This window comes from Geodermatophilus sp. SYSU D01036, from assembly GCF_054050435.1.
Genome location: NZ_JBJGZJ010000004.1, coordinates 229,502 through 245,212 on the forward strand (window position 1 = coordinate 229,502; position 15,711 = coordinate 245,212).

Annotated in this window: 15 protein-coding genes; 10 read left to right on the plus strand and 5 right to left on the minus strand. The window is 75.7% G+C overall.

What is annotated here, in order from left to right:
• Positions 1–60 precede the first annotated feature (60 nt).
• Complete coding sequence (locus ACI8AR_RS07165) at positions 61–1,521, plus strand: M1 family metallopeptidase (RefSeq protein WP_457050382.1); 1,461 nt, start codon at positions 61–63, stop codon at positions 1,519–1,521.
• Positions 1,522–1,549: 28 nt separating this feature from the next.
• Positions 1,550–2,566, plus strand: coding sequence for an LLM class flavin-dependent oxidoreductase (locus ACI8AR_RS07170; RefSeq protein ID WP_457050383.1), 1,017 nt, complete (start codon positions 1,550–1,552; stop codon positions 2,564–2,566).
• Between the two features lie 4 nt (positions 2,567–2,570).
• Here ACI8AR_RS07170 and ACI8AR_RS07175 read toward each other — a convergent pair whose 3' ends face one another.
• Positions 2,571–3,470 (minus strand): diacylglycerol/lipid kinase family protein, encoded by a 900-nt coding sequence (locus ACI8AR_RS07175; protein ID WP_457050384.1) that lies wholly within the window; start codon positions 3,468–3,470, stop codon positions 2,571–2,573.
• A 57-nt stretch (positions 3,471–3,527) separates the two neighbouring features.
• Between ACI8AR_RS07175 and ACI8AR_RS07180 the strand changes: the two genes are divergently transcribed.
• Positions 3,528–4,670: a MalY/PatB family protein gene (locus tag ACI8AR_RS07180; protein WP_457050385.1), complete on the plus strand. Its 1,143-nt coding sequence runs from the start codon at positions 3,528–3,530 to the stop codon at positions 4,668–4,670.
• 19 nt (positions 4,671–4,689) lie between these two features.
• Here the strand turns inward: ACI8AR_RS07180 and ACI8AR_RS07185 are convergent, their stop codons facing one another.
• Both ACI8AR_RS07185 and ACI8AR_RS07190 read right to left on the minus strand, forming a co-directional pair.
• Entirely contained in the window at positions 4,690–6,063 is a 1,374-nt protein-coding gene (locus tag ACI8AR_RS07185) for an FAD-dependent oxidoreductase (protein ID WP_457050386.1), read from the minus strand.
• Between the two features lie 16 nt (positions 6,064–6,079).
• The gene (locus ACI8AR_RS07190; RefSeq protein ID WP_456936280.1) at positions 6,080–6,529 is read right to left on the minus strand and encodes a flavodoxin family protein; all 450 of its coding nucleotides are present in this window, start codon (positions 6,527–6,529) and stop codon (positions 6,080–6,082) included.
• Between the two features lie 453 nt (positions 6,530–6,982).
• Here ACI8AR_RS07190 and ACI8AR_RS07195 point away from each other — a divergent pair, with 453 nt between their 5' ends.
• From ACI8AR_RS07195 to ACI8AR_RS07225, 7 genes are all read left to right on the plus strand, one after another.
• Positions 6,983–7,552 carry a hypothetical protein gene (locus ACI8AR_RS07195; RefSeq protein ID WP_457050387.1) on the plus strand — a complete coding sequence of 190 codons (570 nt, stop codon included), beginning with the start codon at positions 6,983–6,985 and terminating at the stop codon, positions 7,550–7,552.
• A 14-nt stretch (positions 7,553–7,566) separates the two neighbouring features.
• On the plus strand, positions 7,567–8,010 hold the full coding sequence (locus ACI8AR_RS07200; protein ID WP_457050388.1) for a hypothetical protein: 444 nt from the start codon (positions 7,567–7,569) through the stop codon (positions 8,008–8,010).
• A gap of 77 nt (positions 8,011–8,087) precedes the next feature.
• Positions 8,088–8,567 (plus strand): hypothetical protein, encoded by a 480-nt coding sequence (locus ACI8AR_RS07205; protein WP_457050389.1) that lies wholly within the window; start codon positions 8,088–8,090, stop codon positions 8,565–8,567.
• Between the two features lie 51 nt (positions 8,568–8,618).
• Positions 8,619–9,197, plus strand: a complete 579-nt coding sequence (locus tag ACI8AR_RS07210) for a GNAT family N-acetyltransferase (protein ID WP_456936276.1) — start codon at positions 8,619–8,621, stop codon at positions 9,195–9,197.
• A gap of 156 nt (positions 9,198–9,353) precedes the next feature.
• Positions 9,354–10,253 (plus strand): SDR family NAD(P)-dependent oxidoreductase, encoded by a 900-nt coding sequence (locus ACI8AR_RS07215; RefSeq protein ID WP_457050390.1) that lies wholly within the window; start codon positions 9,354–9,356, stop codon positions 10,251–10,253.
• A gap of 69 nt (positions 10,254–10,322) precedes the next feature.
• A complete protein-coding gene (locus ACI8AR_RS07220) occupies positions 10,323–10,925 on the plus strand; it encodes a helix-turn-helix domain-containing protein (RefSeq protein WP_457050391.1) in 603 nt (200 codons plus the stop codon).
• 36 nt (positions 10,926–10,961) lie between these two features.
• Positions 10,962–11,633 carry an enoyl-CoA hydratase-related protein gene (locus ACI8AR_RS07225; protein WP_457050392.1) on the plus strand — a complete coding sequence of 224 codons (672 nt, stop codon included), beginning with the start codon at positions 10,962–10,964 and terminating at the stop codon, positions 11,631–11,633.
• Here ACI8AR_RS07225 and ACI8AR_RS07230 read toward each other — a convergent pair.
• Both ACI8AR_RS07230 and icmF read right to left on the minus strand, forming a co-directional pair.
• Positions 11,619–12,389: a helical backbone metal receptor gene (locus ACI8AR_RS07230; protein ID WP_457050393.1), complete on the minus strand. Its 771-nt coding sequence runs from the start codon at positions 12,387–12,389 to the stop codon at positions 11,619–11,621. The genes ACI8AR_RS07225 and ACI8AR_RS07230 overlap by 15 nt on opposite strands.
• Positions 12,382–15,630, minus strand: a complete 3,249-nt coding sequence (icmF, locus tag ACI8AR_RS07235) for a fused isobutyryl-CoA mutase/GTPase IcmF (RefSeq protein WP_457050394.1) — start codon at positions 15,628–15,630, stop codon at positions 12,382–12,384. Before icmF ends, ACI8AR_RS07230 begins: the two co-directional genes overlap by 8 nt.
• Positions 15,631–15,711: the final 81 nt, after the last annotated feature.

Consider the following 15,711-nt stretch of genomic DNA (forward strand, 5'->3'; position numbering starts at 1 on the left):
CACACGGTGTCCCTACGGTGGCCCGATCCGGCCCGCCCGGGCCGCTCGAGGAGGTCATCCGTGCGCTTCCGCCCCCTTCCCCGCCGGGCCACCGTGGCCCTCGTCGCCGCCGCGTCCGTGGTCGCGGCCGCCGGCCCCGCCGCCGCGGCCCCCGGCGCTCCCGGAACCCCGCGCTACGCCGACGGCAGCACCTCCGGCGGGGACCCGTACTTCCCGGCCGCCGGCAACGGCGGCTACGACGTGCAGCACTACGGCCTGGACCTGTCCTGGTACCCGGGGGCGACGCCGCAGGAGAGCCGGCTCGACGGCACCGCCGTCGTCACGCTGACCACCACGCAGGACCTGGCGAGCCTCTCGCTGGACCTGCGCGGGCTGACCGTCTCCTCGGTGCTGGTCGACGGCAGGCCGGCCCGCTCCACGCAGCTGCCGCCGGGTGAGGACGGCCGCGGCGGCGAGCTCGTCGTCCAGGCCGCGCCCAAGCTGAAGGCCGGCACGACGCACGAGGTCACCGTGGTCTACAGCGGGCACCCGGGGCAGCCCACGGACGCCGAGGGCGCCCTCTACGGCTGGGTCACCTTCGCCGACGGCGTCCTCGTGGCCGGCGAGCCCGAGGGCGCGCCCACCTGGTTCCCGGTCAACGACGTCCCCACCGACAAGGCCACCTACGACTTCCGGATCACCGTCCCCGCGGGCAAGACCGCCGTCGCGAACGGTGAGCCGGTCGGTGACCCGGTGACCGTCGGCGACCGGACGACCTGGACCTGGCACGCGGCCGACCCGATGGCCAGCTACCTCGCGACGGCGTCGATCGGCGACTACACGATGACGACGTCGACCGGGCCGGACGGGCTGCCGATCCTGGACTTCGTCGACACCGGGGTGACCGGCAACCGGCTGGCGACGACCCAGCGCAGCCTGGCCCTGCAGCCGCAGATGATCGCGTTCTTCGAGGACGTGCTCGGCCCCTACCCGTTCACCTCGTTCGGCGCGATCGTCGACGACGACAGCATCGGGTACGCGCTGGAGACCCAGACCCGGCCGGTGTACTCCCGATCGGCGAGCGAGACCACGGTGGCGCACGAGCTGGCCCACCAGTGGGTCGGGAACAGCGTGAGCCCGACGACGTGGGCCGACATCTGGCTCAACGAGGGCTTCGCCACCTACCTGCAGTGGATGTGGACCGAGTCCCGCGGCGGCACCACGGCACAGGAGTCGTACGAGGACGTCCTCGCCACCCCGGCCGACGACGAGTTCTGGACCGTGTCGCTCACCGACCCCGGGGCCACCGGCCTGTTCGCCGACGCCGTCTACGACCGGGGCGCCGCGTTCCTGCACGCCCTGCGCCTGGAGATCGGCGAGGCCGCCTTCGCCGAGCTGCTGCACCGCTGGGTGTCCGAGAACGAGGACGGCAACGTCACGACCGCCGACCTGCTGGCCCTGGCCGAGGACGTGAGCGGACAGGACCTCGACACCCTGTTCCGCGACTGGCTGACCGATCCCGACCGGCCCGCGGCGGAGTGACCTCCCGGGGGCGGGCAGGATCGGCGCCATGCCCGCCCCCGGTACCCCGCTCGAACGGCTCGGCTTCCTCACCATCGGCCTGTTCGACCCCGCCGACCCCGCCGCGGGCCACGAGACGACGCTGCGGACGGTCGAGCTCGGCGAGCGGCTGGGCTTCGACAGCGCCTGGCTGCGCCACCGGCACCTGCAGTACGGCATCTCCTCGCCGGTCGCCGTCCTCGCCGCGGCCACCCAGCGGACACGGCGGATCGAGCTCGGCACCGCGGTCACCCCGCTCGGCTGGGAGAACCCGCTGCGGCTGGCCGAGGACCTCGCCACCGTGGACGTCCTCTCCGGCGGCCGGCTCAACCCCGGGGTCAGCGTCGGCCCGCCGATGCACTGGGACGACGTCAAGGGCGCGCTCTACCCCGACACCGCCGACGTCGAGGACTTCTCCTACGCCCGGGTGGAGCGGCTGCTGCGGCTGGTCGGCGGGGAGCCCGCGGCGTCGTTCGCCGGGCGCGAGGGCGTCGTCGAGGAGTGGTCGGACCGGGTGCAGCCGCACTCCCCCGGCCTGCGCGACCGGCTCTGGTACGGCGGGGCGAGCACCCGCTCCGCGCAGTGGGCCGGGCAGGCGGGCATGCACTTCCTCACCAGCAGCGTGGTCCGCGCCGAGGGCGGCTCCACCGACTTCGCCGCGATCCAGGCCGACCAGGTGCGGGCCTTCCGCGAGGCCAGCCCCGGCGGGCGCGTGTCGCAGGGCCTGGTGGTCATCCCGACCGACAGCGCGACCGCCGAGCAGCGGGAGCGGTACGCCGCCTACGTCGAGGCCCGCAGCGCGCGGGTGGGGATCCCCCAGGGGCCGGGGCGGCTGCTGTTCGCCCCGGACCTGCTCGGCACCGCCGAGCAGATCGCCGAGGCGCTGTACGCGCACGCCGGCTTCCGCGAGGTCACCGAGGTGGTGTTCGCCCTGCCGTTCAGCCTCACCGAGACCGACTACGAGCAGATCCTCACCGACACCGCCGAGCGCCTCGGCCCCCTGCTCGGCTGGTCCCCGGCCGCCTGAGCGGTCAGCGCGGCACCGACACCGACCACGCGGCCGGGACCAGCCGCCAGGTCCGCGCGGCCGCCGGCGGCAGCAGGTCCCCGTCGGCGTCCAGGCCGGCCGGCCCGCCGGTCACGGTGACCTCCCGCCCGCGGACGACGACGACGTCGTCGCGGCCGGGGTGCCGCCCGGCGAGCAGCGCGACGGCGAACGCGGCCCGCGCGGCGGCGCCCGTAGCCGCGCTGACCACGACGTCGGCCAGGCCGTCGCCGGGGTCGGCGCCGGGCGCGAGCGCCGTCCCGCCGCCGATCGTCGGCCCGTTGCAGACGCCGACCATGAGCAGCGGCGTCGCCCCGTCGGCCGCCCAGCCGGCGGGCGCGGTGACGACGGCGCCGTCCACGGTCACCCGCAGCCGGTGCTCCGCGCCGGCGATCCCGGCGACCGCGGCGCCGACGGGGTAGGCCAGCACGCCGAGCCGCTCCTTGAGCCCGGCGGCCTCGTCCGCGGCGCGGACGCCGATCCCGGCGTGCACCGCGTTGACCACCACGCCCCCGGCGTCGTCGCGCAGCAGGTCCAGCGGGCGCGGGGGGCCGTCGAGGACGCACCGCGCGGCGGCGGCCGGGTCGTCGGGCAGCCCGAGCGCGCCGGCCAGGTCGTTGCCGGTGCCCAGCGGCACGACGCCGAGCGGGTCGGCGGGGTCGAGGGCGCCGGCGCGGTCCAGCGCGGCGACGACCGCGTGCACGGAGCCGTCGCCGCCGGCGACGGCCAGCCGGCGCCCGTCCCGCCCGGCGAGCACCCGGTCCAGGTCGCCGGCGTCCGCGGTCGCCGCGACCTCGACGTCGGCGCCGGCGCGCAGCACCTCCAGCGCCGGGTCCAGCCCGTCGGCACTCCCCGCCGATCCGTTCACCACCAGCAGCAGCCGCACGGGGAGCACCCTCCCAGCCCGCGCGGGCCCCGGCCGCCCGCGGGCAGGATCGGCACCGTGACGAGTGACACCGACGCCGTGGTCGCGGGCCTGCGCTCGCGCGGCAGCCTGAAGTGGACCCGCTACCCCGACGCGCTGGGTGCCTGGGTCGCCGAGTCCGACCTGGGCACCGCGCCCGCGGTCACCGCCGCGCTGCAGGACGCCGTCGCCCGCGGCCTGTTCGGCTACCTGCCCGACTGGCTCGCCGACGAGATGGCGCGGGCGACCGCCGGGTTCCTGCGCGACCGGCACGGCTGGGAGGTGCCGCCGGAGCGGATCCGGCCGATGGCCGACGTCCTGGCCGGGCTGTCCGCGGCGATCACCCACCTGTCGCGGCCCGGCTCGCCGGTGGTGCTGCCCACCCCGGCCTACATGCCGTTCCTGGAGGTGCCGCCGGCGCTGGGCCGGGAGGTGCTCGAGGTGCCGATGGCCCGCGACGGCGACCGGTACGTCTACGACCTCGACGCCCTCGACGCCGCCTTCCGCGCCGGCGGGCACCTGCTGGTGCTGTGCAACCCGCACAACCCGATCGGCCGGGTGCTCGAGCCCGCGGAGATGCTCGCCGTCGCCGAGGTGGTCGAGCGGCACGGCGGCCGGGTGTTCTCCGACGAGGTGCACGCGCCGCTGGTCTTCCCCGGCTCCCGGCACGTGCCCTACGCGTCGCTGTCGGACACCACCGCCGCGCACACCCTCACCGCCACCAGCGCGTCGAAGGCGTGGGACCTCGCCGGCCTCAAGTGCGCGCAGCTGCTGCTGTCCGACGACGCCGACGCGGAACTGTGGGCGCGGGTCGGGCACGGGGTGGAGCACGGCTGCTCGACGCTCGGCGCGGTCGCCAACACCGCCGCCTACCGGGACGGCGTCGGCTGGCTGGAGGAGACGATCGCCGTCCTCGACCGGCACCGCCGGCTGCTCGCCGACCTGGTCGCCTCGCACCTGCCCGGCGTCCGGTACCGCCCGCCGGAGGGCACCTACCTGGCCTGGCTGGAAGGCCTCCCGGCCGCCGCTCCCGGCGACCTGCTGCTCGAGCGGGCCGGCGTGGCGGTGGTCGACGGCGCCCGCTGCGGCGAGGCCGGGCGCGGCGCGGTGCGGCTGAACCTGGCCACGCCCGAGCCGGTGCTCACCGCGATCGTCGAGCGGATGGCGGGCGTGCTGCGCTGACCGGTCCCGGGCTGCCCGGTCAGCCGTGGGTGTCGGCCTCGACCGCCTCGAACGCCTTGCGGGCGGCGATGAGCACCGGGTCCCACACCGGCGCGAACGGCGGCGCGTAGGACAGGTCCAGGGACAGGACCTCGTCGACGGTCATCTCGTTCCAGATGCAGATGGCCAGCGCGTCGATCCGCTTGGCCGCGCCCTCCTCGCCGACCACCTGGGCGCCGAGCAGCCGGCCGCTGCGCCGCTCGGCGATCATCTTGACCCGGATCGGGGACGCGTTGGGCATGTAGCCGGCGGTGGTCGTGGAGTCGACGGCGGCGGTGACGAACGAGTAGCCGGCGTCCTCGGCCTCCTTCTCCGACAGCCCGGTGCGCGCGGCCTCGACCGTGCAGATCTTGGTGATCGCCGTCCCGATGACGCCGGGGAAGGTGGCGTAGCCGCCGCCGATGTTGATCCCGGCCACCCGGCCCTGCTTGTTCGCGTGCGTACCGAGCGCGACGACGACCCGCTGCCGGGACAGCCGGTGCACGGACTCCACGCAGTCGCCGGCCGCCCAGACCCCGGGCACCTGGGTCCGCATCCGCTGGTCGACGGCGACACCGCCGGAGGTGCCGAGCGGGATGCCCGACTCCCGCGCCAGCCGCACGTTCGGCCGCACGCCCAGGCCGAGGACGACGAGGTCGGCGGGCAGCTCGCGGCCGCTCTCGGTGACCACCGCGCGCGCCCGCCCGTCGCGGTCGACGTCGATGCCCGCGACGCCGTCGCAGAGGACCAGGTCGACGCCCTCGCTGCGGACGCCGTCGGCGATGAACCGCCCGACGTCGGGGTCAAAGGTGCCCACCGGGGTGGCCGACTTGTCGACGACGGTGACCTCGAGCCCGCGCACCCGGCACGCCTCGGCGATCTCCAGCCCGATGTAGCCGCCGCCGATGACGACCACCTTCTGCACGCGCCCGCTGTCGAGCTCGGCCCGCAGCGCGACGCCGTCGTCGAGCACCTGGACGCCGTAGACGCCCTCGGCGTCGATGCCCTCGACCGGCGGGCGCATCGGCACGCTGCCGGTGGCGTAGACGAGGTCGTCGTAGGGCTCGGTTCCCTCGGTGCCGGCGTCGAGGTCGCGCCAGTGGACGACGCCCTTGTCGGTGTCGATGCCGACGACCTCGGTGCGCATGCGGACGTCGATGCCGGCCGCGCGGTGCTGCTCGGGCGTGCGGGCGACCAGCCGCGCCTCGCTGTCGACGGTGCCGGAGATCCAGTACGGGATGCCGCAGGCGGAGTAGGAGGTCGCGCGGCCGCGCTCGAACATGACGACGTCGAGGTCGGGCTGCCGCTTCCTGGCCTGGGACGCCGCGCTGCCGCCGGCGGCGTCGCCTCCGATGACGACGAGACGGGTGCTCACCCCGGCAGGCTAGGACTCAGCGGTCCTCCAGGCTCACCGCGACGGTCGCGGCCAGTTCGCGGACCGCCTCGAGGTCGTCCTTCGTCGGGGCGCCGGTGAGCGACAGGGGCGCCGCGACCTGCTTCCACCGCAGCGCGCCGGTGATCGTGCCGATGGCCTTCAGCGCGCCGGCGGTGTCGTCGCCGCCGTGCACCCACACGCCGAAGGGCAGGCCGACGGTGGCGTCCAGGCACGGGTAGTAGACGGTGTCGAAGAAGTGCTTGAGCGCGCCGCTCATGTAGCCGATGTTGGCCGGGGTGCCGAGCAGGACGCCGTCGGCGGCGAGCAGGTCCGCGGGCCCGGCCGACAGCGCCGGCCGCTCGACCAGCTCGGCCTCCTCGACCATCGCCACGCCCTCGCGGGCCGCCTCGAGCACCGCCTGCAGGTTCGGCGAGGGCGTGTGGTGGACGACGAGCAGCCGCGGCATGCCGCCATCCTGCCCACGCCGTTCGGTCACCGCCGCGGCCCGCCCGGCACGGGCTGTGTGGTCGTCCCGCCCGTTGTCGACTCCCGGTCGTCTCGGGGCGGCAGAGACCGCGGCAGGTCGACGTCCGGCGCGCCGTCGGGCGGCACCGGGCTGGCGTTCCTCGTGTCTGGTGCGTCCTGGTCGTCGCCATCACTGCGCTCAACACATGGGCGGCCTTCTCGGAGCGCGGGAACCTGGGGAGCTTCGTCCGGATCCCCGACGACGACCTCTCGCCCGACCGCTGACCCTCCTGCGCAGGGTCCGGCACCCGCCTGGGGGTCCTGCAGCGCGCCCGACCGTTGCGCCGCCTGTCGAGCTGCGGCGGTGTCCGGCGGCCGGAGGCAGCAGCAGGTCGACGTGGGGCGCGTCCGTGACCGACCCGCGGCCGACGCCGGGTCCGGCAGGATCGCGGCCATGGCGGACAACCCCCGGATCGGGCCCATCGAGCGGACCACGAAGCGGTCCTGGGACGAGTGGCTCCGCTTCCTGGAGTCCGTCGGCGCGAGGGACCTCGACCACCAGGCGATCGCGCTGCACGTCTACGAGGAGCTCGGCGACGGCTTCGAGCAGCGCGGCTGGTGGACCCAGTCGGTGACGGTCGCCTACGAGCACCACATCGGCCGCCGCGTCCCGGGCCAGCGCTCCGACGGCACCTTCCAGACCAGCGTCAGCCGGGCCACGCCGCTCGGCATGACCGAGCTCATGGAGCGCTGGCGGGCGTTCGCCGACGGCGACGCGGCCGTGCAGGAGGTCGTCGCCGGCGGCGACCCGAGGGTCAGCGGCACCGACCGGCGCATCACCTGGCGGACGAGGGCGGCCGACGGCACCTCCGTCGTCGTCACCAGCGAGCCGAAGCGGAACGGGACGGCGTCGCTCGTGGCGACCCAGATGGGGCTGCCCACCCTCGAGGCCAACGAGGCGGCCCGCGCGCGGTGGGCGGGGATCGTCGAGCGGTTCCTGGCGGGCGCGCAGCCGGGACGCTGACCGGAGGAGGCGGCATGGGCGACGAGACGCCGGCGGCGCAGCTGGAGCACCTGCGGGCCCTGCCCGGGACGTGGACGACGGAGGGCGCCCATCCCCTGCTGCCCGGCCAGGAGATCCGCGGGCGGGCCGTGTTCGCCTGGCTGGAGGGCGGCCACTTCCTCGTCTGGCGCTCCCACAGCGACCACCCCGACGTGCCCGACGCGCTCGCCGTCATCGGCGTCGTCGACGACCGCCTGTCGATGCACTACTACGACTCCCGCGGCGTCCACCGGCTGTACGCGGTCGGCGCGGGCCCGGGCGAGTGGCGGTTCTGGCGCGACGACCCGCACATGTCGCAGCGGTTCACCGGCACCTTCGGCGACGGCGGGGACGTGCTCGTGACGCGCGGCGAGTTCTCCCGCGACGGCGGCGCCACCTGGGACGAGGACCTCACGCTCACCTACCGCAGGACCGGGTGAGGCGGAGCCGGGACGCCCCTCCACGCGGCGCGCGACCGCTACCCTCCCGCCGCCATCGGCGGGGACGGGGAGGGACCGTGGGACTCAGGATCGGCACGGGGGCGCTGGCGGCGCTGGTCGCCGGCGCGGCGCTCGGCGCGGTCAGCCGCGCGCTCATGTCGCTGGTCAGCCTCGCGGCGACCGGGTCGAGCACGTTCTCGTGGAGCGGGACGTCCTTCGTCCTGCTGCTCTACGTGCTGGTCGCGCTCCCGGGCGGCGCGGTGGCCGGGCTGACGGTGCACCGCCTGCGATGGCTGCTGCCGGTCGCCGGGGCGCTGTTCCTCTGCCTGCCGGCCGTCGGGGTGGCCGCGGCGGAGGTCGGCGCGACCGCCGGGTTCGGCGCTCTCCAGTGGCTCGGTGTCGTCGGCTTCGGCGCCGCCGTGTTCGCCACCATCGGGCTGCTGCCGGTGCTCACCGTCCGGCTCACCGACCGGTGGCTCGGCCGCCGCCGGGTCCCCGACGGCGGAGGGCCCGTGACTGCGCCCGAGGGCGCCGCACCGGCGGCTGCCGCCGGCTGAGCCGGGCTCCGGGGCGTGGCCGGACGCCGCCGCCGTCACTAGCGTGGCGCGATGGCCATCGAGGTCCACCCGGCGACGCGTGAGCGGTTCGACGACGTCGCGGCCGTGCTCGGCCCGCGGAACCCGGACGCCAACGTCTGCTGGTGCCTGAGCCACCGGCTCGACTCGCGGACCAACCGCGAGCTCGTCGGTCCCGCGCGGCGGGAGTACGTCCGCGCGCTCACCGGGCGCCCGGTCGCGCCGGGGGTGCTCGCGTACGACGACGGCGAGGTCGCCGGCTGGGCCGCGGTCGCGCCGCGGGCGGAGCTGCCCTTCGAGCGGTCGCGGAGGATCCCGCACGTCGACGACCTGCCGGTGTGGTCGCTGTGGTGCGTGCGCGTGCGTCCGGGCCACCGCGGGAAGGGCATCGCGCACGCGCTCCTGCAGGGGGCGGTCGGGTACGCGGCGGCGAACGGCGCCCCCGCCGTCGAGGGCTACCCCGCCGACAGCGGGGACGAGCGGGTCGACACGACCATGGCCTACGTCGGCACGCGGCGGATGTTCGAGGCGGCCGGCTTCACCAAGGCCGCGGACACCGACGCCGTCGCCGGCGGCTTCCCCCGCGTCCTGGTGCGTCGCGCGCTCCCCTGAGCCGGGTGGTCACCGGTCGTCACGGCCCGTCGACGAGCGGGCGGCCCACGCCGACGGCGGGCCCGTGCCGTGCGGGGGACGGCGTCCGGCGCCCACGGGCGCACGAGGCTGGTCCCCAGGAGCGACGGGCACGGGACCGGCTGTCAGGAGTGGGCCATGACCAGGGTGGCGATCGTGACCGGAGGCGCCTCGGGGATCGGGCGGGCGCTGGGTGCGGCGCTGGTGCGCCGGGGTGACCAGGTGGTCCTCGCGGACGTCGACGGCGCGGCCGCGGCCGAGGTCGCGGAGCGGCTCAGCGCCGCCGGGCCCGGTGCGGCCACCGCGGCCGCGGTGGACGTGCGGGACGCGACGGCGGTCGAGGCGCTGGTCACCGGCACGGCAGGGCGGCACGGCCGGCTGGACCTGCTGTTCAACAACGCCGGCGTGGCCTTCGGCGGCCCCGTGGAGGAGCTGTCCCTCGCCCACTGGGACCGGATCGTCGACGTCAACCTGCGCGGCGTCGTCCACGGCGTGCAGGCCGCCTACCCCCTGATGCTGCGGCAGGGGTCCGGGCACATCGTCAACACGGCGTCCCTCGCCGGGTTGCTGCCGATGCCCGGGAACGTCCCGTACGGCACGACGAAGTGGGCGGTGGTCGGCCTCTCGCTGTCCCTCCGCACCGCGGCCGCGCCCCGCGGGGTGCGGGTCAGCGTGGTGTGTCCGGGCGCCGTGGACACCCCGCTGCTGGACAAGCGGACGCCGGCGGACCTCCCGCGCGTCCCCACCGCGGAGGCCATCGACGTCCGCGCGGCGCTGACCCGGGCCAGCGGGGGCCGCCTGTACGGCGCCGACGCGCTGGCCGCCGACGTGCTGCGCGGGGTGGACCGCAACCGGGCGGTCGTCGTCGCGCCCCGGCAGGCGCGGGTCATGTGGCGGCTGATGCGCCTGTCGCCGGCCCTGGTGATGCGCCTCGAGCAGGGGATGATGGCCCGCGAGATGGCCATCTCGTCGGCCCCGGCCGCGGCGGTGCCGACGCCGCGGACGGAGCCCGCCGAGGACGTCCGCACCTCCGGCTGACGCACCCGGGCTCGTAGTGGAGCGCACGCTCCACTAAGGTGGCCTCGTCCGTCCACGGAGGGGGTCCCGATGCCCCGGCCCCGGGTCCACGCGCCCGACGCGGTCCTCGACGCCGCCGAGGAGCTGCTCGTGGCCCGCGGCCGCGCGCAGCTGACCGTCCGCGCGCTGGCCGCCCGGTCGGGGGCCTCGAACGGCAGCATCTACCACGCCTTCGGCTCGCTGGAGACCGTCGTCGGGGCCGCCTGGCTGCGCCGCGCGCGGCAGTTCCTCGACCTGCAGCGGGCCGCCGTCGTGGAGGCCGGCCGGGACGCCCGCCGGGCGGTGCAGGCCGCCGCCGACGCCCCGGCCCGGCTCGCCGAGCAGGACCTCCGGGCGGCGCGGCTCCTGGTCGGGCTCCAGCGCGACGACGTGCTCACCGACGCCGTCGCCCCGGACGTCGCCGACGGCCTGCGCGCCCTGGACGCCGACCTGCTCGACACGCTGCACCGGCTCGCCCGCTCGCTCTGGGACCGCGACGACGCGGCCGCCACGGGCGCCGTCACCACCTGCGTCGTGCGCCTGCCCGCCGCGCTGCTCTTCCCCGGGATCCGCGCCGGACGGGTCCACCCGCACACCCGCGCGCAGCTGGCCGCCGCCGTCGGCGCGGTCGTCGACTGCGGCGCGCCGGCCTGAGCCGCTCCACCCCACCCACCGAACCGGGAGACCACCGTGCCCACGCTCGACCGTTCCGACGACGTCTTCGTGCTCGACCTCGGCGCCGACGAGAACCGCTTCTCCCCCGACTGGCTGGCCGCCGTCGACGCCGCCCTGGACGAGGTGGAGGGCGCCTCCGGGCCCCGGGCCCTGGTCACCACGGCCACCGGCAAGTTCTTCTCCAACGGCCTGGACCTCGCCTGGCTGCTCGAGCACCCCGACCAGCGGGACGCCTACGTCGGCACGGTCCAGCGGCTGCTCGCCCGCGTGCTGGCCCTGCCGGTCCCGACCGTGGCGGCGGTCCGGGGCCACGCCTTCGCCGCTGGTGCGATGCTCGCGCTCGCGCACGACCAGCGGGTCATGCGCGCCGACCGCGGCTTCTGGTGCCTGCCCGAGATCGACATCGACCTGCCCTTCAGCCCCGGCATGTCCGCCCTGGTCCAGGCCCGGCTCACCCCGCAGACGGCGCACGTGGCGATGACCACCGGCCGCCGCTACGGCGGCACCGACGCCCTCGCCGCGGCGATCGTCGACCGCGCGGTCGCCGAGGAGGAGGTCCGCCCGGCCGCCGTCGAGATCGCCGCCGCGCTCGCCGGGAAGGCCGGCCCCACCCTGGGCACCATCAAGTCCCGCCTGTACGTCCCGGCCCTCGCGCTGCTGCGGGACGAGGTGTCACCCCGGGGCTGAGCGGGGGCTGAGGGCGGACAGCAGGCCGTCGCGGGCGGTGGCCAGCGACGGGCCGTACCAGGTCAGCGCCCGCCCGGACACCAGCACCGACCGCACCCCGGGGAACGCCTCGGGGCCGTCGTCGGCGGTGAACGGGTAGGGCTCGTCGGGCAGCAGGACGACGTCGGGCCGCGCGGCGAGGACGTCGTCGACGGCCACGTGCGGGTAGCGGTCCTCCCCCTCCCCGAAGACGTTGACCAGGCCGAGGCGGGCGAGCATGTCGCCGGTGAAGGTGCGCGGGCCGACCACCATCCACGGGTCCCGCCACACCGGCACGGCACAGCGCAGCGACGGCTCCGGCGCCGGCCGCGCCCACGCGCGCGCGGCGTCCCTCAGCCAGTCCGGCTCGGGGACCGCCAGCGCCTCGGCGAACAGCCGCCGCATCGAGGCCAGCGCCTCGTCCACCGACTCGATGACCGTCACCCACACCGCGATCCCGGCCGCGCGCAGCCGGTCGACGTCCAGGCGCCGGTTCTCCTCCCGGTTGCAGACGACGAGGTCCGGCGTCAGCGCGGCGACCGCCGCCCGGTCGGGGTTCTTGGTGCCGCGGACGCGCGGCACGTCGAGGCCGGCCGGGTGGGTGCACCAGTCGGTGGCGCCGACCAGCCGGTCGGGCACGGTCACCGCCAGCGCCTCGGTCAGCGACGGCACCAGCGACACGATCCGGCGCGCCGGCCCCGCCAGCGGGACCGGCGCGCCGAGGTCGTCCTCACACATTGCGCCGGTACTGGCCCCCCACCTCGAAGAACGCATCGGAGATCTGGCCGAGCGAGCACACCCGGACGGCGTCCATCAGCGCGTCGAAGACGTTGCCGCCCGACGTCGCCGCCTCCTGCAGCCGGGTGAGCGCGGTCGGCGCCTCGTCGGCGTGTCGGGCGTGGAAGTCGGCCAGCCGGTCCAGCTGCGACTGCTTCTCCGCCTCGGTGGCCCGGGCCAGCTCCAGCTGCTTCGGCGGGGCCTCGTCGCGACGGGGGTCGAGGAAGGTGTTGACCCCGACGATCGGCAGCGAGCCGTCGTGCTTGCGGTGCTCGTAGAGCATCGACTCGTCCTGGATCCGGCCGCGCTGGTAGCCGGTCTCCATGGCGCCCAGCACGCCGCCGCGCTCGGCGATCCGGTCGAACTCGGCCAGCACCGCCTCCTCGACCAGGTCGGTGAGCTCCTCGACGATCGCCGACCCCTGCAGCGGGTTCTCGTTGCCCGCCAGCCCCCACTCCCTGTCGATGATCATCTGGATGGCCAGCGCCCGGCGGACCGAGTGCTCCGACGGCGTCGTCACCGCCTCGTCGTAGGCGTTGGTGTGCAGCGAGTTGGCGTTGTCGTAGATCGCGCACAGCGCCTGCAGGGTGGTGCGGATGTCGTTGAAGTCCATCTCCTGCGCGTGCAGCGACCGGCCCGACGTCTGCACGTGGTACTTGAGCTGCTGCGACCGCGCGCCGGCGCCGTAGCGGTCCCGCATCGCGACCGCCCAGATCCGCCGGGCCACCCGGCCGATCACCGTGTACTCGGCGTCCATCCCGTTGGAGAAGAAGAAGCTCAGGTTGGGCGCGAAGTCGTCGATCGCCATGCCGCGGGCGAGGTAGGCCTCGACGTAGGTGAAGCCGTTGGCCAGCGTGAAGGCGAGCTGGCTGATGGGGTTCGCCCCGGCCTCGGCGATGTGGTACCCGGAGATCGAGACCGAGTAGAAGTTGCGCACCCGGTGCTGGATGAACCACTCCTGGATGTCGGCCATGCAGCGCAGCGCGAACTCGGTCGAGAAGATGCAGGTGTTCTGGCCCTGGTCCTCCTTGAGGATGTCGGCCTGCACCGTGCCGCGGACGGTGGCCAGCACCCAGGCGCGGACCTCCTCGGCCTCGGCGGCGTCGGGCTCGCGGCCCTCCTCCTCGCGGAACCGGTCCAGCCGCTGCTCGATCGCGGTGTTCAGGAACATCGCGAGGATCGCGGGCGCGGGGCCGTTGATCGTCATCGACACCGACGTCGTGGGCGCGCACAGGTCGAACCCGTCGTAGAGCACGCGCATGTCGTCGAGGGTGGCGATCGACACGCCGGACGTGCCGACCTTGCCGTAGACGTCGGGCCGCGGCTGCGGGTCGCGGCCGTAGAGGGTCACCGAGTCGAACGCCGTGGACAGCCGGGTGGCCTCGTTGCCGGCCGACAGCACCCGGAACCGCCGGTTGGTGCGGAACGCGTCGCCCTCGCCGGCGAACATCCGCGCGGGGGCCTCGCCGGCGCGCTTGAACGGGAAGACGCCGGCCGTGTACGGGAAGGCGCCGGGCAGGTTCTCCCGCCGCAGGAACCGCAGCAGGCCGGCGGCGTCGGAGGTCCGGGGCAGCGCGACCCGCGGCACCTTCGTCCCGGACAGCGTCTCCCGGGTGAGCGGCGTGCGGATCTCCTTCCCGCGGACCGTGTAGACGAACTCGTCGCCGGAGTACCGCTCCACCCGTGCCGGCCACTCCTCGAGCAGCGTGCGCACCTCGGGCAGCAGCTCGGCGTCGGCGGCCTCGGCCGCCGCCCTCGCCGCCTCGGCGGCAGCTCCCTCGCCGGAGCCGTCCAGCACCTCGGCCGCGGTGGTCAGGTGCTCGCGGCGCCGCACGACGGCGGCCTGCTCCTCGGTCACCCGGTGGTGCGCGCGCACCGCCTCGGCCACCTCGGCGAGGTACCGCGACCGCGACGACGGGACGACGCTGGCCAGCCCGGTCGAGGCGCGCACGTCCACCCGCGGCAGCACGCCGGTGCCCGCGGGCAGGCCCTTCTCCACGAGCAGGCCGAGCAGGTGCTGGTAGAGCGCGGTGACGCCGTCGTCGTCGAAGCGGGCGGCGCTCGTGCCGAACACCGGCATCTGCTCCCACGGGACGCCGAACGCCTCGCGGTTGCGCACCATCTGCCGGGCGACGTCGCGGCGGGCGTCCTCGGCGCCGCGGCGCTCGAACTTGTTGATCGCGACGACGTCGGCGAGGTCGAGCATGTCGATCTTCTCGAGCTGGCTCGCGGCGCCGAACTCCGGCGTCATGACGTAGAGCGAGACGTCGCTGAACGGCACGATCGCCGCGTCGCCCTGCCCGATGCCCGGCGTCTCCACGATCACCAGGTCGAACCCGGCGGCCCTCACCGCGGCGAGGACGTCGTCGAGGTGCTCGGGCACCTGGGCGCCGGCGGCGCGGGTGGCCATCGAGCGGAAGAAGGTGTGCGCCCCGTCGCCGGACTCCAGGGCGTTCATGCGGATCCGGTCGCCGAGCAGCGCGCCGCCGCCGCGGCGGCGGGTGGGGTCGACCGCGACGACGGCGACCCGCAGCTTGTCCTCCTGGTCGCGGCGCAGCCGGCGCAGCAGCTCGTCGGTGAGCGAGGACTTGCCCGACCCGCCGGTGCCGGTGATGCCCAGCACCGGCACGGTGCGGGCCGCGGCGGCCTCGCGCACGCGGGCGGCGAGCGCCTCGTCGGCGCCGGCCTCCAGCACGCTGATCGCCCGCGCCAGCGCCCGCGGGTCGCCGGTGAGCAGCGCGTCGACGTCGGGGCCCTCGGTCGTCAGGTCGACGTCGCAGGCGCGGACGAGCTCGTTGACCATCCCGGGCAGGCCCAGGCGGGCGCCGTCCTCGGGGCTGAACACCCGCACCCCGCGCTCGGCGAGCAGGGCGATCTCCTCGGACACGATGACGCCCCCGCCGCCGCCGAACACCTGCACGTGTCCCGCCCCGGCGTCGGCCAGCCTCTCCTTGAGGTAGCTGAAGTACTCGACGTGCCCGCCCTGGTAGCTGGAGATCGCGACGCCCTGGACGTCCTCCTCGACGGCGGCGCGCACCACCTCGTCGACCCCGCGGTCGTGGCCGAGGTGCACCACCTCCGCGCCCTGGCTCTGCAGCAGCCGCCGCATCACGTTGATCGCCGCGTCGTGCCCGTCGAACAGGCTGGCCGCGGTGACGAAGCGGACGGGGTGGACGGGCACGTGCAGCTCCGCAGACGCCATGGCTGCACGGTAGGCCCGATTTAGTAGGACGTCCAACCATCTCGGCGTGTCCCGCACGGGGCGTCGCCGACCGGCCCGGCG